29 protein-coding genes are annotated in these 25,676 nt (G+C 67.1%); 11 read left to right on the top strand and 18 right to left on the bottom strand.

The window, feature by feature from the left end; translation table 11 throughout:
* Positions 1-9 precede the first annotated feature (9 nt).
* From trmD to ffh, 4 genes are all read right to left on the bottom strand, one after another.
* Positions 10-792 (bottom strand): tRNA (guanosine(37)-N1)-methyltransferase TrmD, encoded by a 783-nt coding sequence (gene trmD, locus HBF32_RS07430; protein ID WP_166699045.1) that lies wholly within the window; start codon positions 790-792, stop codon positions 10-12.
* Between the two features lie 19 nt (positions 793-811).
* A complete protein-coding gene (rimM, locus tag HBF32_RS07435; protein WP_166699046.1) occupies positions 812-1,327 on the bottom strand; it encodes a ribosome maturation factor RimM in 516 nt (171 codons plus the stop codon).
* Positions 1,327-1,578 (bottom strand): 30S ribosomal protein S16, encoded by a 252-nt coding sequence (gene rpsP, locus HBF32_RS07440; RefSeq protein WP_166699047.1) that lies wholly within the window; start codon positions 1,576-1,578, stop codon positions 1,327-1,329. Before rpsP ends, rimM begins: the two co-directional genes overlap by 1 nt.
* Positions 1,579-1,721: 143 nt before the next feature.
* The gene (ffh, locus tag HBF32_RS07445) at positions 1,722-3,101 is read right to left on the bottom strand and encodes a signal recognition particle protein (protein WP_166699048.1); all 1,380 of its coding nucleotides are present in this window, start codon (positions 3,099-3,101) and stop codon (positions 1,722-1,724) included.
* 178 nt (positions 3,102-3,279) lie between these two features.
* On the opposite strand from ffh, the gene HBF32_RS07450 reads away from it, so the two are divergent.
* Positions 3,280-4,077, top strand: coding sequence for a cytochrome C assembly family protein (locus tag HBF32_RS07450; protein WP_166699049.1), 798 nt, complete (start codon positions 3,280-3,282; stop codon positions 4,075-4,077).
* Positions 4,078-4,144: 67 nt separating this feature from the next.
* Here HBF32_RS07450 and radA read toward each other — a convergent pair whose 3' ends face one another.
* The 9 genes from radA to HBF32_RS07495 all read right to left on the bottom strand — a co-directional run bounded on the left by radA (position 4,145) and on the right by HBF32_RS07495 (position 12,501).
* Complete coding sequence (gene radA, locus HBF32_RS07455) at positions 4,145-5,533, bottom strand: DNA repair protein RadA (protein WP_166699050.1); 1,389 nt, start codon at positions 5,531-5,533, stop codon at positions 4,145-4,147.
* 61 nt (positions 5,534-5,594) lie between these two features.
* Positions 5,595-6,683 carry an alanine racemase gene (gene alr / locus HBF32_RS07460; RefSeq protein ID WP_166699051.1) on the bottom strand — a complete coding sequence of 363 codons (1,089 nt, stop codon included), beginning with the start codon at positions 6,681-6,683 and terminating at the stop codon, positions 5,595-5,597.
* Positions 6,684-6,821: 138 nt separating this feature from the next.
* Complete coding sequence (locus tag HBF32_RS07465; RefSeq protein ID WP_166699052.1) at positions 6,822-7,580, bottom strand: SGNH/GDSL hydrolase family protein; 759 nt, start codon at positions 7,578-7,580, stop codon at positions 6,822-6,824.
* A gap of 39 nt (positions 7,581-7,619) precedes the next feature.
* Positions 7,620-9,062 (bottom strand): NAD(P)-binding protein, encoded by a 1,443-nt coding sequence (locus HBF32_RS07470; RefSeq protein WP_166699053.1) that lies wholly within the window; start codon positions 9,060-9,062, stop codon positions 7,620-7,622.
* A gap of 35 nt (positions 9,063-9,097) precedes the next feature.
* Positions 9,098-10,513 carry a replicative DNA helicase gene (locus HBF32_RS07475; RefSeq protein ID WP_166699054.1) on the bottom strand — a complete coding sequence of 472 codons (1,416 nt, stop codon included), beginning with the start codon at positions 10,511-10,513 and terminating at the stop codon, positions 9,098-9,100.
* A 174-nt stretch (positions 10,514-10,687) separates the two neighbouring features.
* Positions 10,688-11,134, bottom strand: a complete 447-nt coding sequence (gene rplI / locus HBF32_RS07480; RefSeq protein WP_166699055.1) for a 50S ribosomal protein L9 — start codon at positions 11,132-11,134, stop codon at positions 10,688-10,690.
* Positions 11,135-11,239: 105 nt separating this feature from the next.
* A complete protein-coding gene (rpsR, locus tag HBF32_RS07485; RefSeq protein WP_029214018.1) occupies positions 11,240-11,470 on the bottom strand; it encodes a 30S ribosomal protein S18 in 231 nt (76 codons plus the stop codon).
* A gap of 15 nt (positions 11,471-11,485) precedes the next feature.
* Positions 11,486-11,908: a 30S ribosomal protein S6 gene (rpsF, locus tag HBF32_RS07490; RefSeq protein ID WP_166699056.1), complete on the bottom strand. Its 423-nt coding sequence runs from the start codon at positions 11,906-11,908 to the stop codon at positions 11,486-11,488.
* 269 nt (positions 11,909-12,177) lie between these two features.
* Positions 12,178-12,501 (bottom strand): HesB/IscA family protein, encoded by a 324-nt coding sequence (locus HBF32_RS07495; protein WP_166699057.1) that lies wholly within the window; start codon positions 12,499-12,501, stop codon positions 12,178-12,180.
* A 119-nt stretch (positions 12,502-12,620) separates the two neighbouring features.
* On the opposite strand from HBF32_RS07495, the gene asnS reads away from it, so the two are divergent.
* The 6 genes from asnS to HBF32_RS07525 are packed head-to-tail and all read left to right on the top strand — an operon-like array spanning position 12,621 to position 17,893.
* Complete coding sequence (gene asnS, locus HBF32_RS07500; RefSeq protein ID WP_166699058.1) at positions 12,621-14,024, top strand: asparagine--tRNA ligase; 1,404 nt, start codon at positions 12,621-12,623, stop codon at positions 14,022-14,024.
* Between the two features lie 15 nt (positions 14,025-14,039).
* Complete coding sequence (locus tag HBF32_RS07505) at positions 14,040-14,864, top strand: MalM family protein (RefSeq protein WP_338039745.1); 825 nt, start codon at positions 14,040-14,042, stop codon at positions 14,862-14,864.
* 5 nt (positions 14,865-14,869) lie between these two features.
* Positions 14,870-15,202, top strand: coding sequence for a hypothetical protein (locus tag HBF32_RS07510; protein WP_166699059.1), 333 nt, complete (start codon positions 14,870-14,872; stop codon positions 15,200-15,202).
* Between the two features lie 22 nt (positions 15,203-15,224).
* A complete protein-coding gene (locus HBF32_RS07515) occupies positions 15,225-16,013 on the top strand; it encodes an SDR family oxidoreductase (RefSeq protein ID WP_166699060.1) in 789 nt (262 codons plus the stop codon).
* A 7-nt stretch (positions 16,014-16,020) separates the two neighbouring features.
* Positions 16,021-17,472: an aldehyde dehydrogenase gene (locus HBF32_RS07520; RefSeq protein WP_166699061.1), complete on the top strand. Its 1,452-nt coding sequence runs from the start codon at positions 16,021-16,023 to the stop codon at positions 17,470-17,472.
* On the top strand, positions 17,462-17,893 hold the full coding sequence (locus tag HBF32_RS07525; RefSeq protein WP_166699062.1) for a RidA family protein: 432 nt from the start codon (positions 17,462-17,464) through the stop codon (positions 17,891-17,893). The genes HBF32_RS07520 and HBF32_RS07525 overlap by 11 nt, the downstream gene beginning before the upstream one ends.
* A gap of 55 nt (positions 17,894-17,948) precedes the next feature.
* On the opposite strand, the gene hutG is transcribed toward HBF32_RS07525, so the two are convergent.
* Genes hutG through HBF32_RS07540 form a run of 3 tightly spaced genes read right to left on the bottom strand, consistent with a single transcriptional unit; the run spans position 17,949 to position 21,390 of the window.
* Complete coding sequence (gene hutG, locus HBF32_RS07530; protein ID WP_166699063.1) at positions 17,949-18,740, bottom strand: N-formylglutamate deformylase; 792 nt, start codon at positions 18,738-18,740, stop codon at positions 17,949-17,951.
* 16 nt (positions 18,741-18,756) lie between these two features.
* Positions 18,757-20,118, bottom strand: coding sequence for a glutathione-disulfide reductase (gorA, locus tag HBF32_RS07535; protein WP_193570338.1), 1,362 nt, complete (start codon positions 20,116-20,118; stop codon positions 18,757-18,759).
* Between the two features lie 12 nt (positions 20,119-20,130).
* A complete protein-coding gene (locus HBF32_RS07540; protein ID WP_166699064.1) occupies positions 20,131-21,390 on the bottom strand; it encodes an NAD(P)/FAD-dependent oxidoreductase in 1,260 nt (419 codons plus the stop codon).
* Between the two features lie 112 nt (positions 21,391-21,502).
* Between HBF32_RS07540 and HBF32_RS07545 the strand changes: the two genes are divergently transcribed.
* Both HBF32_RS07545 and HBF32_RS07550 read left to right on the top strand, forming a co-directional pair.
* Entirely contained in the window at positions 21,503-22,075 is a 573-nt protein-coding gene (locus HBF32_RS07545) for a C40 family peptidase (RefSeq protein WP_166699065.1), read from the top strand.
* A 28-nt stretch (positions 22,076-22,103) separates the two neighbouring features.
* The gene (locus HBF32_RS07550; protein ID WP_166699066.1) at positions 22,104-22,556 is read left to right on the top strand and encodes an organic hydroperoxide resistance protein; all 453 of its coding nucleotides are present in this window, start codon (positions 22,104-22,106) and stop codon (positions 22,554-22,556) included.
* A 79-nt stretch (positions 22,557-22,635) separates the two neighbouring features.
* Here the strand turns inward: HBF32_RS07550 and HBF32_RS07555 are convergent, their stop codons facing one another.
* Together HBF32_RS07555 and HBF32_RS07560 are read right to left on the bottom strand one after the other, a co-directional pair.
* Positions 22,636-23,124: an FKBP-type peptidyl-prolyl cis-trans isomerase gene (locus HBF32_RS07555; protein ID WP_166699067.1), complete on the bottom strand. Its 489-nt coding sequence runs from the start codon at positions 23,122-23,124 to the stop codon at positions 22,636-22,638.
* Between the two features lie 31 nt (positions 23,125-23,155).
* Complete coding sequence (locus HBF32_RS07560) at positions 23,156-24,412, bottom strand: MFS transporter (RefSeq protein WP_166699068.1); 1,257 nt, start codon at positions 24,410-24,412, stop codon at positions 23,156-23,158.
* A 122-nt stretch (positions 24,413-24,534) separates the two neighbouring features.
* On the opposite strand from HBF32_RS07560, the gene HBF32_RS07565 reads away from it, so the two are divergent.
* A complete protein-coding gene (locus HBF32_RS07565) occupies positions 24,535-24,837 on the top strand; it encodes an EF-hand domain-containing protein (protein ID WP_166699069.1) in 303 nt (100 codons plus the stop codon).
* Between the two features lie 55 nt (positions 24,838-24,892).
* Positions 24,893-25,555, top strand: a complete 663-nt coding sequence (locus tag HBF32_RS07570) for a class I SAM-dependent methyltransferase (protein WP_166699070.1) — start codon at positions 24,893-24,895, stop codon at positions 25,553-25,555.
* Positions 25,556-25,676 lie beyond the last annotated feature (121 nt).

Here is a 25,676-nt window from a genome sequence, read left to right on the forward strand (position 1 = left end):
GCGCACCTGTCAATTTTTATTACGGCGGTCGTTGCCGGCCGCACCGTTTAGCCGTTCAAAGTCACGGCGGAATTCATCCAGCAATGCCCTCGACTCGTCGTCGAGCGCACGCTGCGTTAGCAGATCCGGCCGGCGCAGCCAGGTACGACCCAGCGACTGCTTGCGACGCCAGCGGCGAATGGCCGCGTGATCGCCGGAAAGCAGCACCTCCGGCACGCCGCCCCACGCATCGTGATGCACGGGACGGGTGTAGTGCGGGCAATCCAGCAGGCCATCCGAGAAGGAATCCTGCTGGGCGGACTGCGCGTCGTTCAACGCGCCTTCCTGTAGACGACCCACCGCATCGATGACCACCGCTGCGCCGAGTTCCCCGCCAGACAGCACATAATCGCCGATTGAGAGCTCCTCGTCGACCTCGTGCTCGAGCAGGCGTTCGTCCACACCCTCGTAACGTCCGCAGATCAGGGCGATTCGCGGCATCTTGGCCAGCGCTTCCACCCTCTTCTGCGTCAGCCGCGCACCTTGCGGGCTGAGATAAATCACATGCACCGGCTCCGATGCCGCCTCGCGAATCGCCGCGAGCGCGGCTCGCAGGGGCTCGATCAGCATCACCATGCCGGGTCCGCCTCCGAAGGGGCGCCCGTCCACGGTGCGGTAATTGTCGGTGGCGAAGTCGCGAGGGTTCCAGGTTTCCACCTGCAACAGTTCGCGCTGCTGCGCCCTGCCGACCACCCCGATCGCGGCCGACTGGCGGACGAAATCGGGAAACAGCGAAACCACGTCGATACGCATGATCTTCAGGCTTCGCCGTTCAGAACTCGGGGTCCCAGTCCACCACGATGCGCCCGGCGTCGATATCGACCGAATGCACGTAAGGGCCTTGGACGAATGGAACCAGTCGCTCCCTGTCGCCATCCTTCACCACCATGACGTCGTTGGCGCCGGTGGAAAAGAGGTGACTCACCCGGCCCAGGACCGCGTTCTCCGTGGTGACGACCTCGAGGCCTTCGAGGTCGGTCCAGTAGAACTCGCCCGGGGCGGACGGCGGCAGCGTGTCGCGCGAAACCGTGATTTCGCAGCCGACCAGCGCGGCCGCCTGGTCGCGATCCTCGATGCCCGGCAGGGTGGCGACGATGCCCTTGCCCTGCGCGCGACCTCGGATCCCGTTCACCTCACGCTCCATGCCCGGCGCGGTCAGCAGCCATGGCTGGTAGCGGAAGATCTGGATGCGGGGCTCGGTCCAGCTTTCGAGCTTGACCTGTCCCTGCACGCCATGGAGCCCGACAATGCGCCCTACACGGACGCGCTTCCCGGACTCCGTCGACATCAAGCCGCCAGCTTGCCGGCTTCCTTCACGAGGGCACGGACCTTGTCGGTCAGCTGCGCGCCCTTCGCCACCCAGGCCTGGACCTTGGCGACGTCGAGCTCGAGGCGCTTGTCGGCGCCCGAAGCGACCGGGTTGTAGTAGCCCACGCGCTCGATGTTGCGACCATCGCGCGGCGCGCGCTGGTCGGTCACGACGACGTGATAAAACGGACGGCCCTTGGCGCCACCGCGCGAAAGACGAATCTTGACCATAAGTTACGAGCTCCAGAGTGCCGCTGACCGGCAAGGCGCGCGCGAGAAGCGGGCGCGGTAAAGCCGGACATTTTAGCGAAAGTTTCCCAAAATGGAAGGGGTTAAGGGCATTCGGCCCCTGAAACCCTTCCGCGCGATGCCGCTCAGCGCGGCGGCATCATCCCGCCCATGCCGCCCATGCCCTTCATGGCGCCGCGCATCTGGCGGAGGAGGCCCTTGCTGCCGCCCTTGGACAGCTTGGACATCATTTTTTCCATCTGCATGTACTGCTTCAGCAGCCGATTGACGTCCGCCGGCTGGGTGCCGGAACCCCGCGCCACGCGGGCCTTGCGGGAACCGTTCAGGAGATCCGGGTGGCGGCGCTCCTTCTTCGTCATCGAGCCGATGATGGCGACCATGCGCTTCAGTTCATTGTCGTTGACCTTGGACTTGACGCTGTCGGGGAGGCTGCCCATGCCCGGGAGCTTGTCCATGAGACCGGCCAGGCCGCCCATGTTGCTCATCTGATCGAGCTGGTCGCGCATGTCGTTGAGATCGAACCGCTTGCCCTTGATGACCTTCTCGGCCAGCTTCTGCGCCTTTTCCTGGTCGACCTTGCGCTCGACCTCCTCGACCAGCGACAGGACGTCGCCCATGCCGAGAATGCGCTGGGCCACGCGATCGGGATGGAACGGCTCCAGGGCGTCGGTCTTCTCGCCTGCGCCGAGGAACTTGATCGGACGGCCGGTGACGTAGCGCACCGACAGGGCGGCACCGCCGCGGGCGTCGCCGTCGGTCTTGGTCAGCACCACGCCGGTGAGCGGAAGCGCATCGGCGAAGGCCTTGGCGACGTTCGCGGCGTCCTGGCCGGTCATGGAATCGACCACGAACAGCGTCTCGATGGGATCGAGGGCACCGTGCAGGGCCTTGATCTCGCCCATCATGGCTTCGTCGACGTGCAGGCGGCCGGCGGTATCCACCAGCAGCACGTCGATCACCTCCCGGCGGGCCGCCGCGACAGCGGCCTTCGCGATGTCGACCGGGTTCTGCCCCGCTTCGGACGGGAAGAAGGCGACCTCGACCTGGCTGGCCAGGGTACGCAACTGTTCGATGGCGGCCGGGCGGTAGACGTCGCAGCTCACGACCATCACGCGCTTCTTCTTGCGCTCCTTGAGGAAGCGGGCCAGCTTGCCGACGGTGGTGGTCTTGCCCGCGCCCTGCAGGCCGGCCATGAGAACCACGGCCGGGGGTTGCGCGGCCAGGTTCAGCTCGCTGTTGGCCGCACCCATCACGGCCGTGAGTTCGTCGCTGACGACCTTGACCAGGGCCTGGCCCGGCGAAAGGCTCTTCAGCACCTCCTGGCCCACGGCGCGCACCTTCACACGCTCGACCAGCGCCTTCACCACCGGCAGGGCCACGTCGGCCTCGAGCAGGGCGATACGCACCTCGCGCAAGGTTTCGCGGATGTTTTCTTCCGTCAGCCGGCCGCGGCCACGCAGGCGGTTGACGGTGTCGGACAGGCGCTGGCTGAGGGATTCGAACATGAGGATTCGGTCAGGATGCGGTAAAACGGGGATTATAGCGGAACCTTCGGTGCGCCACTTTTGTGGGAGCCGCTACAGCGGCGAGAAGCCGACGGAGCGACGAGGCGGCGAGGCAAGGTTTCCCTCGCCGCTATAGCGGCTCCTACAAAGCGCGCGCTCTATGCGACACTGCGCCTCCATGATCGTCACCGCCCTTTCCCTGGTCGCCGTCGTCCTGTATCTGTCTGCCGCCGGCGTCCTCGCCCGGCCTCTCGCGACGGGCGGACAGCCGCTCACGCGCTGGGGCATGAGCCTGGCGACATTCGCGGCGCTGGCCCATGGCGCGCTCCTGCTCAGCGCGCACCGCGGCACGCTCGACCTGCACTTCTTCGCCGCCCTGTCGCTGGTCGCCTGGATCGCCTCGGCGCTCACCCTGGTGGTGAACCTGTCACGGCCCGTCGCCGGCCTCGGCATCCTCGTCTTTCCGCTCTCGGCCGTGCTCCTCGCTGTCGACAGCTTCCTCGCGCCGCACACCGCGCCGCAGTCGATGACCTGGCAGATCGAACTGCACGTGACCATCGCGGTGTTCGCCTTCGGCATCCTCTCGATCGCCGCCGCGCTGGCCATCCTCCTCGCCATCCAGGAGCGCGCGCTGCGTCGCAGCCGCTTCGGCCACTGGGTCCGCGCCCTGCCCCCGCTTACGCTCACCGAGGTGCTCCTGTTCCGCCTGATCGCGGCGGGCTTCGTGCTGCTCACGCTGACCCTCGTCACCGGCGCGCTGTTCGTCGGCGACCTGTTCGGCCAGCACCTCGTGCACAAGACGGTGCTGTCGATCATCGCGTGGGTGGTGTTCGGCGTCCTGCTCTGGGGCCGCTGGCGCCACGGCTGGCGCGGCATCCGCGCGGTTTACCTCACCCTCGTCGGCATGGGCATCCTGCTGCTCGCCTTCTTCGGTACCAAGGCGGTGCTGGAACTGATCCTGCACCGCACGCCCTGATAGCGAGCGCCAGGCCTCGAACCGCACGCCACACCATACCCGCCCGCGTAGCGGCGACGCCGAAAGGTCACTCCCGGCTGGCGTCGATCGCCTGTGCCAGGCGTTCGACGCCGATGACTTCCATCTCGCCCACGCGGCCGCGCTTCGGTGCGTTCGCCGCGGGAACGACTGCGCGGCGGAAACCATGCGTCGCGGCCTCCTTCAGGCGCTCTTCGCCGTTGGGCACGGGACGGATCTCGCCCGATAGACCGACCTCGCCGAACGCGATGGTCTTTTCCGGCAAGGGGCGGTCGCGCAGGCTCGACAGCACCGCCATCAGCACCGGGACGTCGGACGCGGTTTCCTGCACACGGATGCCGCCCACCACGTTGACGAAGACATCCTGGTCGTACGCTGCGACACCGCCATGCCGGTGCAGCACGGCGAGCAGCATCGCGAGGCGGTTCTGTTCGAGGCCGAGCACGACACGGCGCGGATTACCCAGCGAGGACTGGTCGACCAGCGCCTGTACCTCCACCAGCAGCGGCCGCGTACCCTCGCGGGTGACCATCACGGCGCTTCCCGGCGTGGGTCCGGCGTGCGCGGAGAGGAAGATCGCCGAGGGATTCGGCACTTCGCGCAGCCCCTTCTCGGACATCGCGAACACACCCAGCTCGTTCACCGCGCCGAAGCGGTTCTTGAACGCGCGAAGGACGCGGAAACGGCTGCCCGATTCGCCTTCGAAATAGAGCACGGCATCCACCATGTGCTCGAGCACGCGCGGGCCGGCGATGCCGCCCTCCTTCGTCACATGGCCGACGAGGAAGACCGATGTCCCCGTTTCCTTCGCGAAACGCGTGAGCTTCGCCGCCGATTCGCGCACCTGGCTCACCGAGCCGGGGGCGGCGGTGAGCAACTCCGTCCAGATGGTCTGGATCGAGTCGATGACCAGCACGCGCGGGCGTGCCGAGGCCGCCTGTTCGAGGATGCGCTCGATGCAGGTTTCCGCGAGCGCGTGCAGCGGCCCGAGCGGAAGATCGAGCCGCTGCGCACGGCCCGCCACCTGGCCCAGCGATTCCTCGCCGGTGACGTAGAGGCTGGGCAGGCTGGCGCCCAGCGTGCCCAGCATCTGCAGGAGCAGCGTCGACTTGCCGATGCCCGGATCGCCGCCGATCAGGACCACCGAGCCATCGACGAGGCCGCCGCCCAGCACGCGGTCCAGTTCGCCGATGCCGGTGTTCGTCCGCGCCTCGGCCGTCAGCAGCACTTCGGTAAGCGGCGTGATCCTCGGCGCGCCCGCGGCCTCGCCCGCATACCCGCCGCGCCGCGTGCCCGTCGACACCGCGTTGGGTTTCGCCGGCTGCACGACGAACTCGGAGAGCACGTTCCACTCGCCGCACTCGGCGCACTGACCCTGCCACTTGCTGTGTTCGGCGCCGCACTGGGTGCAGACGTAGGCGGTCTTGGCCTTGGCCATCGTTCGGGTGTTCCTCTGGCGAAGCGGTATGTATAACGCGGCGGCGTCGCAGGAGACGCGATCAGGCCTCGTCCTCGACGAACAATACGCGCCGGGTCATGCCGCAGGTGAGATCGTAGGAGATCGTGCCGGCCGAGGCCGCGACGGTCTCGACCGGCAAGCCGTCGCCCCAGAGGGTTACCTTGTCGCCGAGGCGCGCATCGGGCACCGCGCGCAGGTCGAGGGTGATGAGGTCCATGGACACGCGCCCCACCAGCGGCGCGACACGGCCATTGACGAGGACCGGCGTGCCCGCGGCCGCGCTTCGCGGATAACCGTCGCCGTAGCCGATGGCCGCCACGCCCACGTCCATGTCTTCGGGACACTCGTAGGTGCCGTTGTAGCCCACGCGCTCGCCCTTCGCCAGGCGGTTGATCGCCACCAGCCGCGTCGCGAGCGACATCGCGGGGCGAAAGCCGAAATCGGCGCCCGAGCGCCCTTCCACCACGGAAAGACCGTAGAGCAGTCCACCGGTGCGGACCCAGTCGCCGCGCGCGTCCGGCCAGCCGAGTACGGCGGCGGAATTGGAAAGGGCGCGCGGCCCTTCCAATCCTTTCGTGGCCTCGCGGAACCGCGCGATCTGCAACGCCGTGTCGCGGCCCTGGAATTCCTCCGACGAGGCGAAATGCGTCATCAGACCGACCTCGCCTTCGATCACCGGCATGGCCAGCAGGCTCGCATGGACCTCGCGGGCCCGTTCGGGCGGGAACCCGAGACGGTGCATGCCCGTGTCGACCTTGATCCATACCCGGAGCGGCCCCCTTGCCGGATCGGCCTTGGCGAGCCAGGGCAGCTGGGCCTCGTGGTGGATGAGCGCATCGAGCCGCAGGCGCTGCATTTCCACGAGGTCCGACGGCGTATCCGGCCCGGAGAGCACGACGATCCGCTGCCGGTGACCCGCCGCGCGGAGGCGAAGCCCATCCGCGATGGCCGCCACGGCGAAGGCCTCCGCCTCCGCGTCGAGCGCCCGCGCCACGCGCTCCAGGCCGTGACCGTAAGCATCGGCCTTGACCACCGCCATGACCTTCGCGGGGCCTGCCAGCGCCCGCGCGCGAGCGAGGTTATGGCGGAGGGCGCCGAGGTGGATGGTGGCGACGGTGGTACGGCTCATGGCGTGGGGACGACCGGGCGTGGTTCAGTGACCGCCCAGTCTATCCGCAACGAGCGGGCAACCACGGGGCGGCGATGAGGCCGACCGCGGCCGACTTCGTCCGGATCGCCGCGGCTTGCCCGCTCGCGGCGGTATCGCTTACCGAGGGTCGCCGCCAAACGCCTTGTCGATGGCCGACTGCGCCAAGGGGGACATCACCTCGTAGCCCGCCGCGTTGGGATGCAGGCCGTCGTCGCTGAGTTCCTTCTTCAATTGGCCGCGTTCATCGACCATCGCCGTGTAATAGTCCACGAAAACGAGGTGCTCGCGTGCCGCATACGCCTTGATCCAGGCATTGAGCGCACGGATGGTCTCCGGCGGCCGTTGCACCGTCTGGTCCTTCACCACGTCGTCGTTCACCGGCATGAGCGATGCGATCGCCACGCGGATGCCGTGCGCCCTCGCCAGATCGGTCATCGAGGCGAGGTTGTCTTCGATGGCCGCCAGCGTCTCGGGGCCGGTGTTGCCCGCGATGTCGTTGGTTCCCGCCAGGATCACGACGACCGCGGGCTTCAGCGCGATAACGTCCGCACGAAAGCGGATCAGCATCTGCGGCGTCGTCTGCCCGCTGATGCCGCGATTGACGTACGGTCGCCCCGGAAAGAACGTGCCGACGGAACGACCCCAGAAATCCGTGATCGAGTCGCCCATGAAGACGACGCGCTTCTCGCCGGGTTTCGGCGGTGCCAGCGCCGCATTGTCCTTGGCGTAACGGCCGAGGTCCGGCCAGTCGTTGAGCCGGTGCTCGATGTCCTTGCGCTGGTCTGCCGAGGGATGTTCGGGAAGGACGATCCGGTTTGCGGCCGGGACGTTCGCCGCGAACAGGCACGCGGCCAGGATCAGACAGGTACGGAACATCGTTGCTCTCCGGGCGGGGTGTCCGTCGAGCTTAGCAAGTCAGGACAGGACGAGCGCGGGATCGTCCAACGGCTCTTCCAACAGCGTCCGGCGGTCCCACTCGTAGCGATGGCTCACTCGCCATGGTCCGTTCCTTCCCTGCCGCGGCATCGTCGATTCGCCACGCGCCACGTAACCGGCGCGAAGCTGGTCGAGGATACAGACATCGAGCGCCTCGTCTTCCGGCGCGTGCGGCGTCGCCACGGTCGCGCCACGCTTGTCCATGTGATTCAGCAGACGGCAGATGTATTGCGCGGCGAGGTCCACCTTCAGTGTCCACGATGCATTGATGTAACCGAACAACACCGCGAGATTCGGTATGCCGTCGAGCAGCACGCCCTTGTAGGTGAGTGTCTTTCCCGGATCGCGCGGCACGCCATCGACCTCGATGCGCATGCCGCCGAGGGCCTGCAGGTTGAATCCGGTGGCGCTGATGACGATGTCGGCTTCAAGCAGCTTTCCCGAGGCCAGGCGGATGGTCCGGCCTTCGAAGCCCGCCACCTCGTCCGTCACCACGGACGCCCTGCCCGCGCGCATCGCCTTGAACAGGTCCGCATCGGGCACGATGCACAGCCGCTGGGTCCAGGGCGCGTAGGCGGGCGTGAAATCGTCGATCGGCGCGTTGCCGAGCTGCCGCCGCACCGCGCCGAGAAGCACCGCCTTCACGCGCGCAGGCCAGCGCATGGCCGACTTGTAGAGCACGCGCTGCAACAGGATGTTCCTGCGCCTCGCCAGGCCATAGACGATCTTCGCCGGCAGGAAGCGCAGCAGCACGGCCGAGATCGCGTCGCGCGACGGCACGGAGAAGATGTAACCGGGCGACCTCTGCAACATGGTCACGTGCGCGGCCCGTTCCGCCAACGCCGGCACGAGGGTGATGGCCGTGGCGCCGCTGCCGATGACCACCACGCGCTTGCCCGTCCAGTCGAGGTCCTCCGGCCAGTGCTGCGGATGGACGAAGCGGCCGGTGAAGTCCGCACGACCCGGGAAGTCCGGAACATGGCCGCGGTCGTAGTCGTAGTAACCGGTGGCGCCGACGAGAAAACGGCAGGTGAAGACGCGGGCCGAGCCGTCGTCGTGCCGCGCATGGACGGTCCAGCGGCGCTCGCCCGACGACCACTCGGCACGGAGTGCCTGCAGGCCGAACAGGACCTGGTCGCCGATGCCGAACTCCCGGGCCGTGTCGGCGACGTATTGCCGGATCGAGGGGCCGTCGGCCAGCACCTTCAGTTCGTTCCACGGCCGGAAGCCGAACCCGAAGGTGAACATGTCCGAATCCGAACGCACGCCCGGGTAGCGGAACAGGTCCCAGGTACCGCCGATCGCCCTGCGCCGCTCGACGATGCCCACGCGCTTGCCCGGGCAGGCCAGGGCCAGCCGGCAGGCCATGCCGATGCCGGACAGGCCGGCACCGATGATGAGGACGTCGTAGTGGTGGTCCACGCTGCACCTCCCTCTGGAGGTGCAGGTTACGCCGCCTAGTCGAAGCTGCCTACATATGAGTCCGGTGCCCAGTTCTCGAACTTCGTGTAGTGGCCGAGGAAGGCCAGTTTCACGGTGTCGGTAGGGCCGTTACGCTGCTTGCCGATGATGATCTCGGCGAGGCCCTTGTCCGCGGATTCCTTGTTGTAGTACTCGTCGCGGTAGATGAACATGATCACGTCGGCGTCCTGCTCGATAGCGCCGGATTCGCGCAGGTCGGACATCATCGGGCGCTTGTCGGCGCGTTGTTCCAGCGAGCGGTTCAGCTGCGACAGCGCGATGACCGGCACGTTGAGTTCCTTCGCCAGCGCCTTCAGGCCTCGGGAGATCTCCGAGATTTCCGTGGCGCGGTTCTCGGAGTTGCCGGGTACCTGCATGAGCTGCAGGTAGTCGATCACGATCATGCCCAGGCCGTGTTCACGCTGCAGGCGACGCGCGCGCGAGCGCATTTCCACGGGCGACATCGCGGGCGTGTCGTCGATGAAGATCTTCGCGTCGGACAGCATGGTGATCGCGGAGGTGACGCGCGGCCAGTCCTCTTCCGCCAGGTCGCCGTTACGCAGGTGTTGCGCGTGTACGCGGCCGAGCGAGGAAATGAGTCGGAAGGCCAGCTGCGACGCCGACATTTCCATCGAGAACACCGCCACCGCCTTCTTGCCGCGCATGGCGGCGGCCTCGGCGAGGTTGAGCGCGAACGCCGTCTTACCCATCGAGGGACGCGCGGCGATGATGATCAGGTCGGACGGCTGCAGGCCCGAGGTAAGCTCGTCCAGGTCGGTGAAGCCGGTGGATAGACCGGTGAGCTGGCCGCGCTTCTCGTAGCGCTCGGTCAGCATGCGGAACGCCTCGGCCGTGGCCTCGCGGACCGACACGATGTCCTTCTTGCCGCGCGCGCCGGATTCCGCGATGCGGAACACGCGCTGCTCGGCCAGTTCCATCACTTCCTGGACGCTCTTGCCCTCGGGGCGGAAGCCGTCCTCGGTGATCGACGTGCCGGCGTCGATCAACTGGCGCAGCACGGACTTCTCGCGAACGATGTCGCCGTAGGCCGCGATGTTCGCGGCGCTGGGCGTGGAGTTCGCCAGTTCCATGAGGTAGGTGGCGCCACCGACCATCTCGGCCATGTCGTTGGCGATGAACCAGTCGCCGAGCGTGATCGCATCGCAGGGCATGCCCTTGGTCGCCAGCTCGTTGATGGCGCGCCAGATGAGGCGGTGGTCGCGGCGGTAGAAGTCGTCGTCGCTGAGCTTGTCGGCCACCTTGTCCAGCGAATCCGGCGAGAGCATCAGGCCGCCGAGCACGGCCTGCTCGGCCTCGATGGAGTGCGGCGGGATACGCAGCGCGTCGATGGCGGAGGGCTCGCGCCGGCGCTTGCGGTCGCCGCGCTCGCTTCGCTCTGGATTGAAGGACATGGATTACCTCGTGTTGCGGGCGGCGCCGGGGCCGAAACGGCAGGCCGTGAGGGGATCATACGCGGACCTGTCTCACCCGTTGAGAGGATAAGTCTGTGGATAAGTTGTGCGCAGATCCGGAAACGAAGACGGGCGCCTCGCGGCGCCCGTCGGGTATCGCAGGTCGGACGGAGCTTACGCGCCGATGACCTTGACCTTGACCGTCTGCTGCACGTCGGCGTGGAGGACGATGACGACCTCGTACTCGCCGGTGTTGCGGAACGGGCCTTCGGCCTGGATCACTTCGCTCTTGTCCACTTCCAGACCCTTGGCCGTGAGGGCCTCGGCGACGTCGCGCGGGGTGACCGAGCCGAACAGCTTGCCTTCCGGCGAGGCGTTCACTTCGATCGTGACCTCGGCGCCTTCCAGCTTCGCCGAACGACCCTCGGCACCGGAGAGCTGCTCCTTGGCCTTGGCTTCGTACTCGGCGCGGCGGGCTTCGAACGCGGCGATGTTGTCGGCGGTGGCGCGAGCGGCCTTGCCGGTCGGGAGGAGGAAGTTACGGCCGTAACCCGGCTTGACGTTGACCTTGTCGCCGAGGTTGCCGAGGTTCTTCACCTTCTCGAGGAGGATGAGTTCCATGGTTTGTTCCTTTCGTTAGCACGGGATGGCACCCGTGCAGCCATTGTGGTTGTCCGAGTGTCTTTCATCGGGCGCCCTCCCCGCGAACGGGAAGAGCGGCGAGGATCAGACGTCGTGGTTATCGGTGTACGGCAGCAGCGACAGGAAGCGGGCGCGCTTGATCGCGGTCGCCAGCTGGCGCTGGTAGCGGGCCTTCGTGCCGGTGATGCGGCTCGGGACGATCTTGCCGTTCTCCGTGACGTACTGGCGGAGCGTGTTGAGATCCTTGTAATCGATCTCCTTCACGCCCTCGGCGGTGAAGCGGCAGAACTTGCGGCGGCGGAAAAACTTGGACATGGCTGTGATCCCCGATTAGTCGTCGCTGTCGCGATCGTTGTCGTTGTCGCGACCGCCACGGCGGTCGTCGCCGTCGCTGTCGTCGTCACGGCGGCGCGAACCCTTCTGCTCGTCCTTTTCCTTGCTCTTGAGGATGAAGGACTGCTCGGTGTCGGCTTCGTCGCGACGGATCACGAGGTGGCGCAGGACGGCGTCGTTGAAGCGGAAGCCCGTCTCGAGCTCGTTCAGGGCGTTCTGCGAAACCTCGATGTTCAGCATCACGTAGTGAGCCTTGGCGAGGTTCTCGATCGGGTAGGCCAGCTGGCGGCGGCCCCAGTCTTCGAGGCGGTGGATCTTGCCGTTGTCGCCTTCGATCAGCGTCTTGTAACGCTCGATCATGGCGGGCACCTGTTCGCTCTGGTCCGGATGGACCAGGAACACGACTTCATAATGACGCATGGTGGCTCCTTGTGGATGCACCCCTTCACGGGGATGGCAGCCTCCCGCGCGGAGCGGTGAGGCAAGAAGACCCTCCTTGGGGAGGGCCAGCCGCGCATTGTAAGGAGAAACGAGGGGTTAGGGCAAGAGGGACAGCTCCGTAGGAGCCGCTATAGCGGCGAGAGAAACCTGTCCCATCGCCTCATCGCTGCTTGACTTCGATGGGAATCCACCTTCCCGCGTCATCGCTTCGTGGGCTTCTCGCCGCTATAGCGGCTCCCACAGGGTCGCTAAGCGACCGTAAAGCTCTCGCCGCACCCGCATTCGCCCGTGGCATTGGGGTTGTGGAAGACGAACGAGGCGTTCAAGCCCTGGCGCTGGAAGTCGATCAGGGTGCCGTCCACCAGGGGCAGGCTCTTAGGATCCACGACGACGCGGATGCCGTCGATATCGAGCACGCGATCGTCCTCGGCGATGTCGCCGGCCAGGTCCACGACATAGCCGAAACCCGAGCAGCCCATGCGTTTTACGGCGAAGCGCACGCCCGCGGCCCCGGGGGATCGGGCCAGGAAGGCGCGCATGCGGTCGGAGGCGGCGGGAGTGATCTGTATCATGAAAACGTTTTCTGGCCGTGGTATATCGGGGAGCGGTGCCGTTCACGCGGACCTTACATTATCATGTAGGGTCGCGTCCTACGCGCCTACATGCGGCGCCTTTTCCGGAGTTTCAATCGATGACGGTGGTAAGCGTCAAGCAGGCCCTCGCCGGCGGCACGGCCGCAGGCGAAAAGGAAGTCACGGTCCGCGGCTGGGTGCGCACCCTGCGCGAGTCCAAGGGTGGACTCTCGTTCGTGAACGTGAGCGACGGTTCCTGCTTCGCCCCTATCCAGGTGGTCGCCACCGCCGATCTCCCCAATTATGAGACCGAAGTGAAGCGGCTCTCCGCCGGCGCCGGCGTCATCGCCACCGGCAAGCTGGTGCCCTCCCAGGGCAAGGGCCAGGCCTTCGAGATCCAGGCCACCCGCATCGAGGTCACCGGCTTCGTCGAGAACCCGCTCACCTACCCGATCCAGCCGAAGCAGCACTCCATGGAGTTCCTGCGCGAGGTCGCCCACCTGCGTCCGCGCACGAATCTGTTCGGCGCCGTCACCCGCGTCCGCCACACGATGATGACGGCGATCCACCGCCTCCTGACCGAGCGCGGCTTCTTCTGGATCAATACGCCGATCATCACCACGTCCGATGCCGAGGGCGCGGGCGACATGTTCCGCCTGTCCACGCTGGACCTCGCCAACCTGCCGCGCGACGAGAAGGGCGCCATCGATTTCCGCAAGGATTTCTTCGGCCGCGAAGCCTTCCTCACCGTGTCCGGCCAGCTCAACGTGGAGGGCTACGCCCTCGCGATGAGCAAGGTGTACACGTTCGGCCCCACCTTCCGCGCCGAAAACTCGAACACCACGCGCCACCTGGCCGAGTTCTGGATGGTGGAGCCCGAAGTCGCCTTCGCCGATCTCAACGACATCGCCGACCTCTCCGAGGCGTTCCTCAAAGGCATCTTCAAGGCCGTGCTCGACGAACGGCCGGACGACATGGCGTTCTTCGCCGAGCGCGTGCAACCGGATGCCGTCTCGCGCCTGGAAGCCTTCATCGCCAAGCCGTTCGAGCGCATCGACTACACCGAGGCGGTGTCGATCCTGCAGAAGTCGGGCAAGACCTTCGAGCACGCCGTGGCCTGGGGCGTCGACCTGCAGACCGAGCACGAGCGCTACCTTGCCGAGGAACATATCGGCCGCCCTGTGGTCGTCATGAACTATCCCGAACAAATCAAGGCGTTCTACATGCGTCTGAACGACGACGGGAAGACCGTCGCCGCCATGGACGTGCTCGCGCCGGGCATCGGAGAGATCATCGGCGGCTCGCAGCGCGAGGAGCGTCTCGACTACCTCGACCGGCGCATGGACCAGTTCCACCTCGACAAGACCACCTACGACTGGTATCGCGACCTGCGCCGCTACGGCACGGTGCCCCACGCCGGTTTCGGCCTGGGTTTCGAGCGCCTGCTGGTCTACGTCTGCGGCCTGGCCAACATCCGCGACGCCATCCCTTATCCCCGTGCGGCAGGGAGTGCCGACTTCTAGCGATAGAAAGAAATCATGATGCCCCCTTCCCTGCTCCGCCCGCTGCTCCTCGCCCTCGTCCTCGTGGCGCTGGGCGCCTGCCGCTCCATCGTGCCGCCGAACCTCCGTCCTCCGGAGAATCCGACGAACACGATCGACATCGCGCGGAAGACGCTCGAGGACGCCAGCCCCTGCTGCGGCAGCTTCGCCGACCTGTCCTTCCAGGACATGCTGCCGTGGCAGCCGCAGCGCTTCGAGCTGAACAAGGAAAGCCCGGTGGCCAGCCTCAACGGCGACCGCAGCTACTTCCTCGCGTTCCGCCTGCCGCAAGGAGCGCACCTGCCGTACACCATCGCGATGAAATCGGAACTCAACGGCCGCTGGCTGAGTTCCAGCTACCTCTTCGCACCCACGGTGGTACTGCTGGACGACGCCTTCCAGCCGTTGCATTCGGAGGACATCCAGCTCTGCGAATACATCGGCTGGACGAGCGAGACCACCGGCGCCTTCGGCAAGTTCAAAGTCGTGGACGACAAGGCGCGCTACCTCGTGGTCTATTCCTCGGCGAAGCAGCAACAAGGCCAGACGTACTGGGAACAATCGCCCACGACGTTCTCCGCCGAGGCCCCGGTGAAGATGAATCCCGCCGGCAGCTTCAAGATTTCCCACGGCCCGGACGGCGTGCTGTTCGTCGGCATGCAGAACGACACCTACAGGAAAGCGATCAACAACGCCGTATGCTCGAAGGCGCAGCAGGGTAATGGTGTCATTTCGACGATCCGCAGCGTGGTCGCCACCGACCTGCTGGGCGAGGATCCGGAAAAGAAGGACACCGGCAAAGACAAAGAGAAAGGCAGCTGATCCCCATGCAGACCGCGGTCTACCTCTACCTCCTGCTCCTCCTGGGCGCGGTCGCCTTCTTCATACTGCACTTCGTCGCGCAGTGGCGCTTCACCGCGCTGCTGCGCAAGCGCTACCCCGACCAGTGGAAAACCATCGTGGAGGCCGATACCGGCCGGCCCAACGGCACGGCGAACTGGCTGCGCGTGCGCCGCGTGCTGCGTTCCGACGCGCCGGCGCTGTTCAACGACGACGACCTGAACCGCTGGCAGCGCCTGTGGCGGCTGGCACCGTGGCTCGCCTGGCCGTGCTGGTTCGTGGCAATGGCGATACAGTGGTGGGCAATGAAACAGGGCTGACCGCCCATCCCCCGGGGGCCTCATGGATCTTCGTCTCACCGGTCGTCACGCGCTCGTCTGCGGTGCCTCGCAGGGCCTGGGCCGCGCCACGGCTTTCGAACTCGCCGAACTCGGCGCCAGCCTGACCCTGCTTTCCCGTTCCGCCGATGCACTCGCGGCGCTCGCCGCCGAACTCCCGGCGGGTCATCCGGGCCAGAAGCATCGCCATGTCGCCGTCGATATGCTCGATACCGCCGCGCTCGCCGCCGCGGTGGCGGAAATCGTGGGCGACCATGCCGTCCACGTGCTGGTGAACAACAGCGGCGGCCCGCCGCCCGGGCCCGTCTGGAGCGCCGAACCCGACGCCTTCCTTGCCGCCTACCGTCAGCACGTGATCGCCGCGCAGGTACTCGCCCAGGCCTGCCTGCCAGGCATGCGCGAGGCTCGCTATGGCCGCATCGTGAACATCATCTCCACCTCGGTGAAGGAACCGATCCCCAACCTGGGCGTGTCCAACACCACCCGGGCCGCCATGGCCGGCTGGGCGAAGACGCTCGCGGGTGAGGTTGCCGCGGACGGCATCACCGTGAACAACATCCTGCCGGGCTATACGCGCACCCCTCGCCTCGAGGCACTCGTGGAGGCCAGCGTGAAGGCCGGCCGCACGCGCGAGGAAGTGGAAAAGGGCCTCCTCGCGAGCGTGCCCGCGGGACGCTTCGCCGAACCCGCGGAAATCGCCGCGATGGTGGCCTTCCTCGCCAGTCCCGCCGCCGGTTACGTCAACGGCACCAGCATCGCCATCGACGGCGGGCGCACCCGCGCGCTGAACTGAGACGGCCATGCTGGTCTTCGCCAACCTCATCGACGGCAAAGCCTGCGCGCCGCTTGGCGGCGGCTATCTCGACGTGGTCGACCCGGCCGTCGGACGGCCGTTCGCCCGCTGCCCCGATTCCGGCGCGGATGACGTGGCGGCGGCCGTCGCCGCTGCTTCGCGTGCCGCGGCGGCCTGGGGAAAGCTTCCCGCCGAAAGCCGCGCCCGCTGCCTGCAGCGCCTGGCGGACGCCGTCGAGGCCCGGCTGGAATCCTTCGCAGCCGCCGAGTCGCAGGACAGCGGCAAACCGCTCGCCCTCGCCCGATCGCTCGATATCCCACGCGCGATCGCCAACCTGCGCTTCTTCGCCGCCGCGGCGGGACAGTGGAGCGGTGAGTCGCACGCGATGGAACAGGGCGCCATCAATTACACGTTGCGCCTGCCGCTCGGCGTGGTGGGCTGCATCAGCCCGTGGAACCTGCCGCTCTACCTCTTCACCTGGAAGATCGCGCCCGCGCTCGCCGCGGGTAACACGGTGGTCGCGAAGCCATCGGAGGTCACGCCGTATACGGCGTGGCTGCTCGGCACCCTGGCCGACGAAGCGGGCTTCCCGCCTGGCGTCCTGAACATCGTGCACGGCACGGGCCCCGCCGTGGGCGAAGCCATCGTCACGCACGAGGAGGTCAAGGCCATCTCCTTCACCGGCAGCACGCGTACGGGCACCGCGATCGCCGCGGCCGCCGCGCCTCGTCTCAAGAAGGTGTCCCTGGAGCTCGGCGGCAAGAATCCCGCCATCGTCTTCGGCGATTTCGATTTCGACGATACCGCGATGGCGACGATCGTCCGCTCGGGATTCGCGAACCAGGGCGAGATCTGCCTCTGCGGCTCGCGCCTGCTCGTGCAGCGCTCCATCTACGAGCGCTTCCGCGACGCCTACCTCCAGCGCGTGCGCGCCTTGCGCGTGGGCGATCCGCTGGACGCCGACAACCATCTCGGCGCGCTCGTGTCGCGGGCCCACTTCGACAAGGTCAGCGGCTGCATCGAGCGCGCCCGCGCGGAAGGAGGCAGGATCCTCACGGGAGGCGGCCGGGTCGAACTCGACGGACGCTGTGCCGGAGGATGGTTCATCGAACCCACGGTGATCGAGGGGCTGGCGCCCGGCACGGCGACCAACCAGGAAGAGATCTTCGGCCCGGTCGTCACGCTCATTCCCTTCGACACCGAGGACGAAGCCCTCGCCATCGCGAACGGCACGCCCTACGGCCTGGCGGCCTCGGTGTGGACGCGCGACGTGTCGCGTGCGCACCGCTTCGCCGCGAAACTGGACTTCGGCATCGTCTGGGTCAACTGCTGGATGCTGCGCGACCTGCGCACGCCGTTCGGCGGCACGAAACAATCCGGCGTGGGCCGCGAAGGCGGTTTCGAGGCCATGCGTTTCTTCACCGAAGCCAGGAACATCTGCATCGACCATGGCCAATGAGATCATCCGCGTCGAAGGCGCACCCGCTCCCGTCGGGGCCTACCCGCATGCCCGCCGCGTGGGGCAGCTGCTGTTCCTCTCCGGCATCGGTCCGCGCGACCCGGCCACGAACGCGATCCCGGGAAACGTGACGGATGCGCAGGGCAACCTGCTCTCCTACGACATCGAGGCGCAGTGCCGGCAGGTTTTCGCCAACGTGCGCACGGTGCTCGAAGCCAGCGGCGCCCGCTTCGAGGATCTTGTCGACGTCACCGTGTACCTGACCGACATGGCCCACGATTTCGCGGCGTACAACCGCCTGTATGCGGAAGCGTTCGCGGGGGTGGATGCGTGCCGGACGACCGTGGAGGTCAACGCCCTGCCGACGCCGATCGCGATCGAACTGAAATGCGTGGCGGCCCTTGTGCAGGAGCCGCTATAGCGGCGAGAAGCCAATGAAGCGGCGACGCGGATTGCCCTCGCCGCTATAGCGGCTCCTACGCCGAGCGCGCATGTTCCAGGCAGGTTTTCAGCATCTCGCCTATCAGCAGCTGCACGTTCGCCGCCTTCGCCGGCAGGTATTCGAACGAGTCCTCGTCCATGTAGTTGACCTGGGCGAGCTCCAGCTGCACGGCGTCGATGCCCTGCTCCGGCTTGCCGTAGTTGCGCGTGATGTAGCCGCCCTTGAAGCGGCCGTTCACGGCGTGGGTGTAATCGGCCTGCGCTTCCAGCAGCGACGCCAGGCGCGACTGGAGTTCCGGCGAGCAGCTCGCCCCGTCGGCCGTGCCGATGTTGAAGTCCGGCAGGCGGCCTTCGAACAGCATGGGAACATGGCTGCGGATCGAATGCCCTTCCCATAGCACCGCGCGCCCGTGCTCCTTCCGCAGCCGGTTCAGTTCGTCGGCGAGGGCGCGATGGTAGGGTTTCCACCAGCGCTTCACGCGATCGGCGATCTCATCGGCGTCGGGCTCGGCACCCGGTCGGTAGATGGCCTCGCCGCTGAAGAGGATGGTCGGCACCAGGCCGGTCTCGCTCTTGCCCGGATACAGGGCATGGCCGTCCGCCGGGCGGTTCAGGTCCACCACGTAGCGCGAGGCGAAGGGGCGGATCACGCTGGCGCCCATGTCGCGCGCGAAGTCGTAGAGCTCCGCCACGTGCCAGTCGGTGTCGGGCGAGCGGCGCGCGGGACGCTTCATGCGCGCCGCCAGCTCGTCCGGAATGGCGCTGCCGTTGTGCGGCAGGCTGATGAGGAGCGGCGCGCTGCCGCGATGCAGGGTATACGGGCTCATGGGCGCAGTGTACCGCTCATCCGGGCACCCGATCCCCCATCAGCACCATCTCCTCCGCCGCCGTGGGATGGACGGCCAGCGTGGCGTCGAGGTCACCCTTCGTGGCGCCCATCTTGATGGCCACGGCGAAGCCCTGGAGGATCTCGTCCACGCCGGGGCCGAACATCTGCATCCCCACGATGCGCGAATCGTCGCCGACACAGATCAGCTTGAACAGCGTCGTCATCGGCCGGTGAGCCAGCGCCAGCTGCATGGGAATGAAGGACTGCTTGTAAAGGTGCACCTCCGCGCCGTACGCCTCGCGCGCCTGCTGTTCGGACATGCCGATCGTGCCCAATGGCGGGTGCGAGAACACCACGCTGGGGATGTTCTGGTAATCGAGCTTCGCTTCCGGCTTGCCGCCGAACAGGCGATCGGCGAGCTTGCGCCCGGCCGCGACCGCCACCGGCGTGAGCTGCATGCGCTGGGTCACGTCGCCCACGGCGTAAACGCCCGGCACGTTGGTGTTCTGGTAATCGTCGATTTCCACGTGCCCGTACTCGCCGGTGCGCAGGCCGATCCGCCCGATGTCGAGGGAGGCCGTGTTCGAACTGCGACCGACCGCCCAGACGAGCACGTCGTATGGACCGGGATGGTCGCCGCGGTCGCAGTCGAGCAGCAGCACGCCGTCCTTCTCGTGCACCGCCTCGATCTGGCAACCGTAATTGATGTTGATGCCGTGCTTGCGCATCTCCTCGCCAAGGCCGAACGCCATTTCCTCGTCGAAGCCTCCCATCAGGCGGCCGCGCACGAACATGTCCACGTCGCAGCCCAGCGCGCGCAACACGCCGGCGAGTTCGACCGCGATATAGCCGCCGCCGACGATCGCCGCGCGGCGCGGGCAGGCGCGCAACGCGAAGAAGTCGTCCGAGGTGATGCCCCGTTCGAACCCGGGCTTGTCGAGCCTGTTCGGGGAGGACCCGGTGGCGATGACGACGTGCGGCGCGGTCAACTCGCGCGAACCCGCCTGGATGCGGTCGGGCGCAAGGAAGCGGCCGGTCTCGCGGATGTGCGTGATGTGCAGGCCGTCGAGGGTCTGGGCGTACTTGCCGCGGATGCGCTCGACGTATTCGTCACGGCGTTCGATGAAGCGCGGCCAGTCGAGGCTGCCCGGGGTGTCGTGGAAACCGTAGTCGACCGCGATGTACTGCGCTTCGGCCATCTGGGCCGCGTACCACATCGCCTTTTTCGGCACGCAACCGACGTTGACGCAGGTGCCGCCGAGTTCCTTCGGCTCCAGCAGAGCCACCCTGGCGCCGTGTTTCGCCGCGCGAATCGCCGCGGCGAGCCCGCCGGAGCCGCCGCCGATCACGATGAGGTCGAAGGTTTCCACGGTCATGCGTCTCTCCAGTCAAAGATTGAATCGTGCAGGGGAATAGGGTTGCGGGTCTAGCACCGGCGCCGGACCCGCGAGCAGGCTGGCCAGCAATTCGCCGGTCGCGGCGGCCATGCTGATACCGAGCATGCCGTGCGCGGTCGCGTAGGCGAGGTTGGACCAGCGTGTGCTCGGACCGATGATCGGCACCTCGTCCACGCTCATCGGGCGCCAGCCCCACCAGGGCACGACCTCGCCGCGGCCTTCCGGCTCGAGCAGGTAGGCCGCCGCGCCGCGGCGCAATGCGTCGATGCGTACGTCGTTCAGGCCTTCCTCGAAACCGGAGAATTCCATGGTGCTGCCGAGGCGATAGCCCGATTGCCACGGCGTCACGCAGACCGCCGCCTCGCGCAGCACCAGCGAATGATGCGGCGGGTGTTCGGGCGGCTGTTCCCACGTCAGGGAATAGCCCTTGCCCGGCTGCATCGGAAGGCGGATACCAAGCAAGCGGCCGACCAGAGGCGACCAGGCACCCAAGGCCATCACGACGCGTTCGCCGCTGAAGACGCCGCCGGTGGTGCGCACGTGGCTGATCCTCGCGCCGTCGAGGACGAATTCGTCGATCCGCGCGCCGGTTTCGATGGCGCCGCCGAGCTCGCGCACGCGTCGTGCGAGTTCGGCGACGAAGCGGTCGGGGCGCAATCGCGCGTCGCCGGGATGCAGGAGGGCTCCGGCCACGCCATCGCGCAGGCCGGGCTCGAGCGCCAACACCTCGTCGCCGTCCAGTTCGCGCACGTCCATGCCGAGTCCGCGCAGCAGGTCCACGTGCGGGCGATCGGCCTGGAACGTTCGCGGCTGCCGGTACACGTAGAGTTCGCCCACGGCTTCGAACTCGCAGCGCAATCCCTCGCCCGCCACGAGATCGTCCAGGAGGGCGCGCGAGCGCGCGAGGATCGCGCCGCGCGCCGCGCCGGCGCGCTGGAAATCGCGCCAGTTGCAGTGCCGGGCGAAACCGAGGAGCCAGCGCGCCCGTGCGGCATCCGCCCGGGGATTCACGTAGAGCGGCGCGTCGCGCCGCAGCAGCGAACGCAAGGCGGTGCCGACCATGCCCGGCATGGTCAGCGGGGCCGCATGGCTCGGCGTGACGGTGCCGCAGTTGCCGTGGGAGCTGCCGCTGCCGGGGAAGCCCTGTTCCAGCACCCGCACACTGGCCCCGGCTTTCAGCAGGTACAGCGCGCAGGCCAGGCCGATCACGCCGCCTCCCATGATCAGCACGTCGCTTCGGGATCTGTCCATCCGCGCATTCTAGCCCCGCCGGATGAGTAAATTCGTGCGATTTGACAGGTATTCCTTGCAACCTATTGATTTGCTACCCTCGTTGCGCCCGACGTCGACAGGGAAACGCACGATGATCCCAGCCAAGCACCGCCCCCGCCTCCGGACCGGCCTCGGAACGCTGGCCGTGACGGCGACGGCGATCCTCCTCGCCGCTTGCGGCAGCGCCCCGCACAAGCCTTCCTCGTCGCAGCGGCGCAACCCCGCCTCCGCGGTGCCGATCGCGAAGAACCTGAACTGGTCGATGGCACCCGCGGCCGCGCCGCCGGCCGATGCCGCCAACGACGTCCTGTTCCGCGCCATCGGCCTGGTCGGCACGCCCTACCGCTGGGGCGGCAACACACCCCAGGGCGGATTCGACTGCAGCGGGCTCATCAATTACATCTACATGACCTCGACGGGCTTGCGCCTGCCGCGCACGTCGGCCGAAATGGCCGCGCTCGACAAGCCCAAGATCCGCGAGGACGAACTGGCCAGCGGCGACCTTGTCTTCTTCGGTCGCGGCCATATCACCCACGTAGGCGTCTATGTCGGGAAAGGCCGTTTCGTGCACGCGCCCAACTCGGGCGGTACGGTACGCTTGGACGATCTGGACGGTGCCTACTGGAAAGAGAACTTCGCCTACGGACGGCGCGTTCTGAATTGACTTATCCCCTGATCCAAGGACATCCGAAATGAGCAACATCTCGAAGCTGCAGAAGGTCCTCTACACCGCGCACGCCAAGGTCGCCGGCGGCCGCGAAGGCCATGGTGAAACCGACGACGGCCAGATCAAGGTCGACCTGCGCCTCCCGAAGGACATGGGCGGCAACGGTGGCGGCACGAATCCCGAGCAGCTCTTCGCGGTCGGTTATGCGGCGTGCTTCGAAGGTGCCGTGCGCTTCGTGGCGGGCCAGGAAAAGGTCAAGGTCGACGGCGCCTCGGTCGCCAGCAGCATAGGCATCGGCCCGCGCGAGGATTCCGGTTTCGGCATCCGCGCGAAGCTGGAAGTCAGCCTCCCCGGCGTGGACGCCGAGACGGCGAAGAACATTGTCCGGACCGCGCACGAGAAGGTCTGCCCTTACTCGCACGCCACCCGCGGCAATATCGACGTCGAGATCTCGGTGAACGGCGAAGCGGTCGTCTGAGGCCGATTCCCCCCCGCGAGAACGAAGAACGGCGCCTGCGGGCGCCGTTCCTTTTCCAGCATCGGACAGGGACGACGGCTCAGTGCGCGCCGTCGCCGTTCGGGTGGGCGTGGCCGTGGGCGATTTCTTCTTCCGAGGCATCGCGCACGCTCTGCACGTCCACGTGGAAGTTGAGGGTCTTGCCGGCCATCGGATGGTTGAGGTCGATGTCGACCACGCTGGAACCGATCTTCTGCACGACCACGACGCGGTTGCCGCCTTCCTTCAGCGAGAGCACCGTGCTGTCGCCGACCTTCAGGCCCTTGCCCTGCTGCGGGAAGTACTTCTTCGGCACGCGCTGGGTCATGCCCTCCTGGCGCTGGCCGTAGCCCTGCTCCGGGGCGATCTCGACATCGAACGTGTCGCCGACCGACTTGCCCTCGAGGCCGGCTTCCAGGCCCGGGATCAGCTGGCCGTGGCCGAGCAGGATCCACAGCGGCTCGCCGCCGTCGATGGAGCTTTCGACCTTCTCGCCGTCCACGGTGAGGGAATAATGGAACGAGACGACCTTGCCCTTGCCAGCCTGCATGTTGGTTTCTACCCAAGGAAAACCTGGGATTTTAGCCGTGCCCGGCCCCGTCGTCACCCGGTTCGGGCCGCCGGCCGAAGCCGATGCCCCGCGCCTCGGGCCCGATCCAGGTCAGCACGGCCAGCAGGATGGCCACCGCGGCGATCCAGGTGGACATGGCGAAGGCGAAATCCCCCCCCCGCCGTTCGGCCAGCCATGTCTGGGCGGTCGCCGTGATCGCGGCCAGCAGGTTGCCCATCTGGTAGGCGAAACCCGGCAACGTGCCGCGCACCGCGTCCGGCGCCAGCTCGTTGAGGTGGGTGGGGACCACGCCCCATGCGCCCTGCACCATCACCTGGATGAGGAAGGCGCCGAGGCCGAGCAGCAGCAGGGAGCCGCCGTAGGTCCATAGCGGGATGACCGGGATGGCGAGCAGCGCCGCGATGATGATCGCCTTGCGCCGTCCGATCTTCTCCGACAGCGACCCGAACGCCAGCCCACCCGCCAGTGCCCCCAGGTTGAGCAGCGCCGTGAGCATGAAGGCGGTGCCCGACCCGGCGGGGATCTTCAACTGGGTCTGGATGAAGGTGGGATACATGTCCTGCGAGCCGTGGCTGAACATGTTGAACGCCGCCATCAGCAGCATGAGATAGACGAACAGCTTCCAGTACCCGCGCATCGAGACGAAGACGCTCTCGCGCGCGTGGTGACGGCGCCCTTCCCACACCGGCGACTCGGGCACCTTCCGGCGGATGTACAACACCAGCAGCGCCGGCAGCGCGCCCACGACGAAGAGCCCGCGCCAGCCCACCGCGTCCACCAGCAGCCAGTTGACCAGCGCGGCAAGGAAGAAGCCGCAGGGGTAGCCGCTCTGCAGCAACCCGGAAACGAAACCGCGCGATGTCGATGGGATCGATTCCATCGCCAGCGAGGCGCCGATGCCCCACTCGCCGCCCATCGCGATACCGAAGAGGAAACGCAGGCCCAGCAGCACGCCGAGACTGGGCGAGAAGGCGCACGCCAGTTCGAGGATGGAGAACAGGACGATGTCGACCATCAGCACGGGACGGCGCCCGTAACGGTCGGCCAGGCGGCCGAACAGCAGCGCGCCGATCGGCCGCGCCGCGAGGGTCAGGAACAATCCGTACGTGACGTCCTGCTTCGGTACATGGAACTCCTGGGCCACGGCCAGGATCACGAAGGTAAGCAGGAAATAGTCGAAGGCGTCGAGCGTCCAGCCCAGGAAGCTGGCGAGCACGGTATGCCGCTGCGTGTGATCGAGATCGCGCAGCGCGGCGGGAAGGCGCATGAGATTTTCCTCAACGATCGGGCGGCGCCGAGGCTAGCACAGCGCTACTATCCGACGGGCGCCTCACGGCGCCATGACAGTGCCTCGCTACACTGGCCATCTCACGACAGACGGAGGACTCGATGACGTACTCGCGATCGATCGTTTCATTCGCATTGCTGGCAAGCCTCGCCACCGGCGCCGCTTTCGCACACGGCGCCCCACCGCAAGCCACCCCTGGCGACAGCGGCGCGCCGTCGTTCTCCGACCTGGACAAGGACAACAAGGGTTCGATCCGGCGCTCCGACGTGCCCAAGGACGTCGACGCGCTGAAGGAATTGCGCGCGCACTTCAACGAAGCGGACACCAACCACGACGGCAAGGTGGACAAGGGCGAATACGACACCTATATCAACAAGGGCAACACGAAACAGCCGCAGCGCTAGCCCCGACGGCCGGGGCGCAGTGCCGCCCCGGTCTTCCTGCCGGACGGAGATCCGCATGACTCCCGACAGTCGCACCAGGCGACGCATCGCTGCCCGATTCCGGCAGCGCGGCGATCGGATCTACATCCATGGCAAGCTGGCCACCGACCCCGTGTACGCGGCCACGGCGCGGGCGATCGCAGGACGCCGCCTCCCACTGCTCGACATCGGCTGCGGCCTGGGCCTGCTCGGCCACTACCTGCATGCCTGCGATGCGCTGGACGGCTACGTCGGCCTCGACCATGACGGCCGCAAGATCGCCATGGGCCGCGACGCGGCCGAACGCGCCGGCCTCGGCGACGAGATCGCCCTGCGCGAAGCGGATGCCGCCACGCCGCAATCCCTGCGCGGTCATGTCGCGATGCTCGACGTGCTGCATTACCTCCCCCGCGAACGGCAGTCCGAACTGCTCGCCTTCGCCGTGGAACACCTCGCCGACGACGGCGTGCTCGTCCTGCGCAACGTCATCCGCGACGGATCCTGGCGATACAGGGCCACGGTCTGGGAAGAGCGGTTCATCAAGGCGGTGGGCTGGATTCCGGGCGGGGCGCAGTATTTCCCGACCGAAGACGACATCCGCGAGGTGCTCGAGCCGCGCGGTATCGCGGTCGATTTCGAGCCGCTGTTCGGGCGCACGCCTTATAACAGCTGGCTGATGACGGCGTCGCGCAACCTGTAGACCCTCTGCCCCGTAGGAGCCGCTATAGCGGCGAGGGGAGCCTGCCTTACTGCTTCATCCCTCCGTCGGCTTCTCGCCGCTATGGCGGCTCCTACAGGCGGCGAGGGGAGCCTGCCTTACT

It is taken from the genome of Luteibacter yeojuensis (genome assembly GCF_011742875.1).
GTDB lineage: Bacteria > Pseudomonadota > Gammaproteobacteria > Xanthomonadales > Rhodanobacteraceae > Luteibacter > Luteibacter yeojuensis.

Excerpts from the sequence above, each read along its gene's own strand:
- HBF32_RS07545 (WP_166699065.1), top strand. The coding sequence starts at position 21,503 with ATGATCCCAGCCAAGCACCGCCCCCGCCTCCGGACCGGCCTCGGAACG.
- HBF32_RS07565 (WP_166699069.1), top strand. The coding sequence starts at position 24,535 with ATGACGTACTCGCGATCGATCGTTTCATTCGCATTGCTGGCAAGCCTC.
- HBF32_RS07515 (WP_166699060.1), top strand. The coding sequence starts at position 15,225 with ATGGATCTTCGTCTCACCGGTCGTCACGCGCTCGTCTGCGGTGCCTCG.
- HBF32_RS07560 (WP_166699068.1), bottom strand. The coding sequence starts at position 24,412 with ATGCGCCTTCCCGCCGCGCTGCGCGATCTCGATCACACGCAGCGGCAT.
- rimM (WP_166699046.1), bottom strand. The coding sequence starts at position 1,327 with ATGTCGACGGAGTCCGGGAAGCGCGTCCGTGTAGGGCGCATTGTCGGG.
- HBF32_RS07505 (WP_338039745.1), top strand. The coding sequence starts at position 14,040 with ATGATGCCCCCTTCCCTGCTCCGCCCGCTGCTCCTCGCCCTCGTCCTC.
- hutG (WP_166699063.1), bottom strand. The coding sequence starts at position 18,740 with ATGAGCCCGTATACCCTGCATCGCGGCAGCGCGCCGCTCCTCATCAGC.
- HBF32_RS07495 (WP_166699057.1), bottom strand. The coding sequence starts at position 12,501 with ATGATACAGATCACTCCCGCCGCCTCCGACCGCATGCGCGCCTTCCTG.
- HBF32_RS07550 (WP_166699066.1), top strand. The coding sequence starts at position 22,104 with ATGAGCAACATCTCGAAGCTGCAGAAGGTCCTCTACACCGCGCACGCC.
- HBF32_RS07465 (WP_166699052.1), bottom strand. The coding sequence starts at position 7,580 with ATGTTCCGTACCTGTCTGATCCTGGCCGCGTGCCTGTTCGCGGCGAAC.
- HBF32_RS07525 (WP_166699062.1), top strand. The coding sequence starts at position 17,462 with ATGGCCAATGAGATCATCCGCGTCGAAGGCGCACCCGCTCCCGTCGGG.
- radA (WP_166699050.1), bottom strand. The coding sequence starts at position 5,533 with ATGGCCAAGGCCAAGACCGCCTACGTCTGCACCCAGTGCGGCGCCGAA.
- rpsF (WP_166699056.1), bottom strand. The coding sequence starts at position 11,908 with ATGCGTCATTATGAAGTCGTGTTCCTGGTCCATCCGGACCAGAGCGAA.
- trmD (WP_166699045.1), bottom strand. The coding sequence starts at position 792 with ATGCGTATCGACGTGGTTTCGCTGTTTCCCGATTTCGTCCGCCAGTCG.
- gorA (WP_193570338.1), bottom strand. The coding sequence starts at position 20,118 with ATGACCGTGGAAACCTTCGACCTCATCGTGATCGGCGGCGGCTCCGGC.
- HBF32_RS07450 (WP_166699049.1), top strand. The coding sequence starts at position 3,280 with ATGATCGTCACCGCCCTTTCCCTGGTCGCCGTCGTCCTGTATCTGTCT.
- ffh (WP_166699048.1), bottom strand. The coding sequence starts at position 3,101 with ATGTTCGAATCCCTCAGCCAGCGCCTGTCCGACACCGTCAACCGCCTG.
- HBF32_RS07555 (WP_166699067.1), bottom strand. The coding sequence starts at position 23,124 with ATGCAGGCTGGCAAGGGCAAGGTCGTCTCGTTCCATTATTCCCTCACC.
- asnS (WP_166699058.1), top strand. The coding sequence starts at position 12,621 with ATGACGGTGGTAAGCGTCAAGCAGGCCCTCGCCGGCGGCACGGCCGCA.
- HBF32_RS07540 (WP_166699064.1), bottom strand. The coding sequence starts at position 21,390 with ATGGACAGATCCCGAAGCGACGTGCTGATCATGGGAGGCGGCGTGATC.
- rpsR (WP_029214018.1), bottom strand. The coding sequence starts at position 11,470 with ATGTCCAAGTTTTTCCGCCGCCGCAAGTTCTGCCGCTTCACCGCCGAG.
- HBF32_RS07520 (WP_166699061.1), top strand. The coding sequence starts at position 16,021 with ATGCTGGTCTTCGCCAACCTCATCGACGGCAAAGCCTGCGCGCCGCTT.
- rpsP (WP_166699047.1), bottom strand. The coding sequence starts at position 1,578 with ATGGTCAAGATTCGTCTTTCGCGCGGTGGCGCCAAGGGCCGTCCGTTT.
- rplI (WP_166699055.1), bottom strand. The coding sequence starts at position 11,134 with ATGGAACTCATCCTCCTCGAGAAGGTGAAGAACCTCGGCAACCTCGGC.
- alr (WP_166699051.1), bottom strand. The coding sequence starts at position 6,683 with ATGAGCCGTACCACCGTCGCCACCATCCACCTCGGCGCCCTCCGCCAT.
- HBF32_RS07510 (WP_166699059.1), top strand. The coding sequence starts at position 14,870 with ATGCAGACCGCGGTCTACCTCTACCTCCTGCTCCTCCTGGGCGCGGTC.
- HBF32_RS07570 (WP_166699070.1), top strand. The coding sequence starts at position 24,893 with ATGACTCCCGACAGTCGCACCAGGCGACGCATCGCTGCCCGATTCCGG.
- HBF32_RS07475 (WP_166699054.1), bottom strand. The coding sequence starts at position 10,513 with ATGTCCTTCAATCCAGAGCGAAGCGAGCGCGGCGACCGCAAGCGCCGG.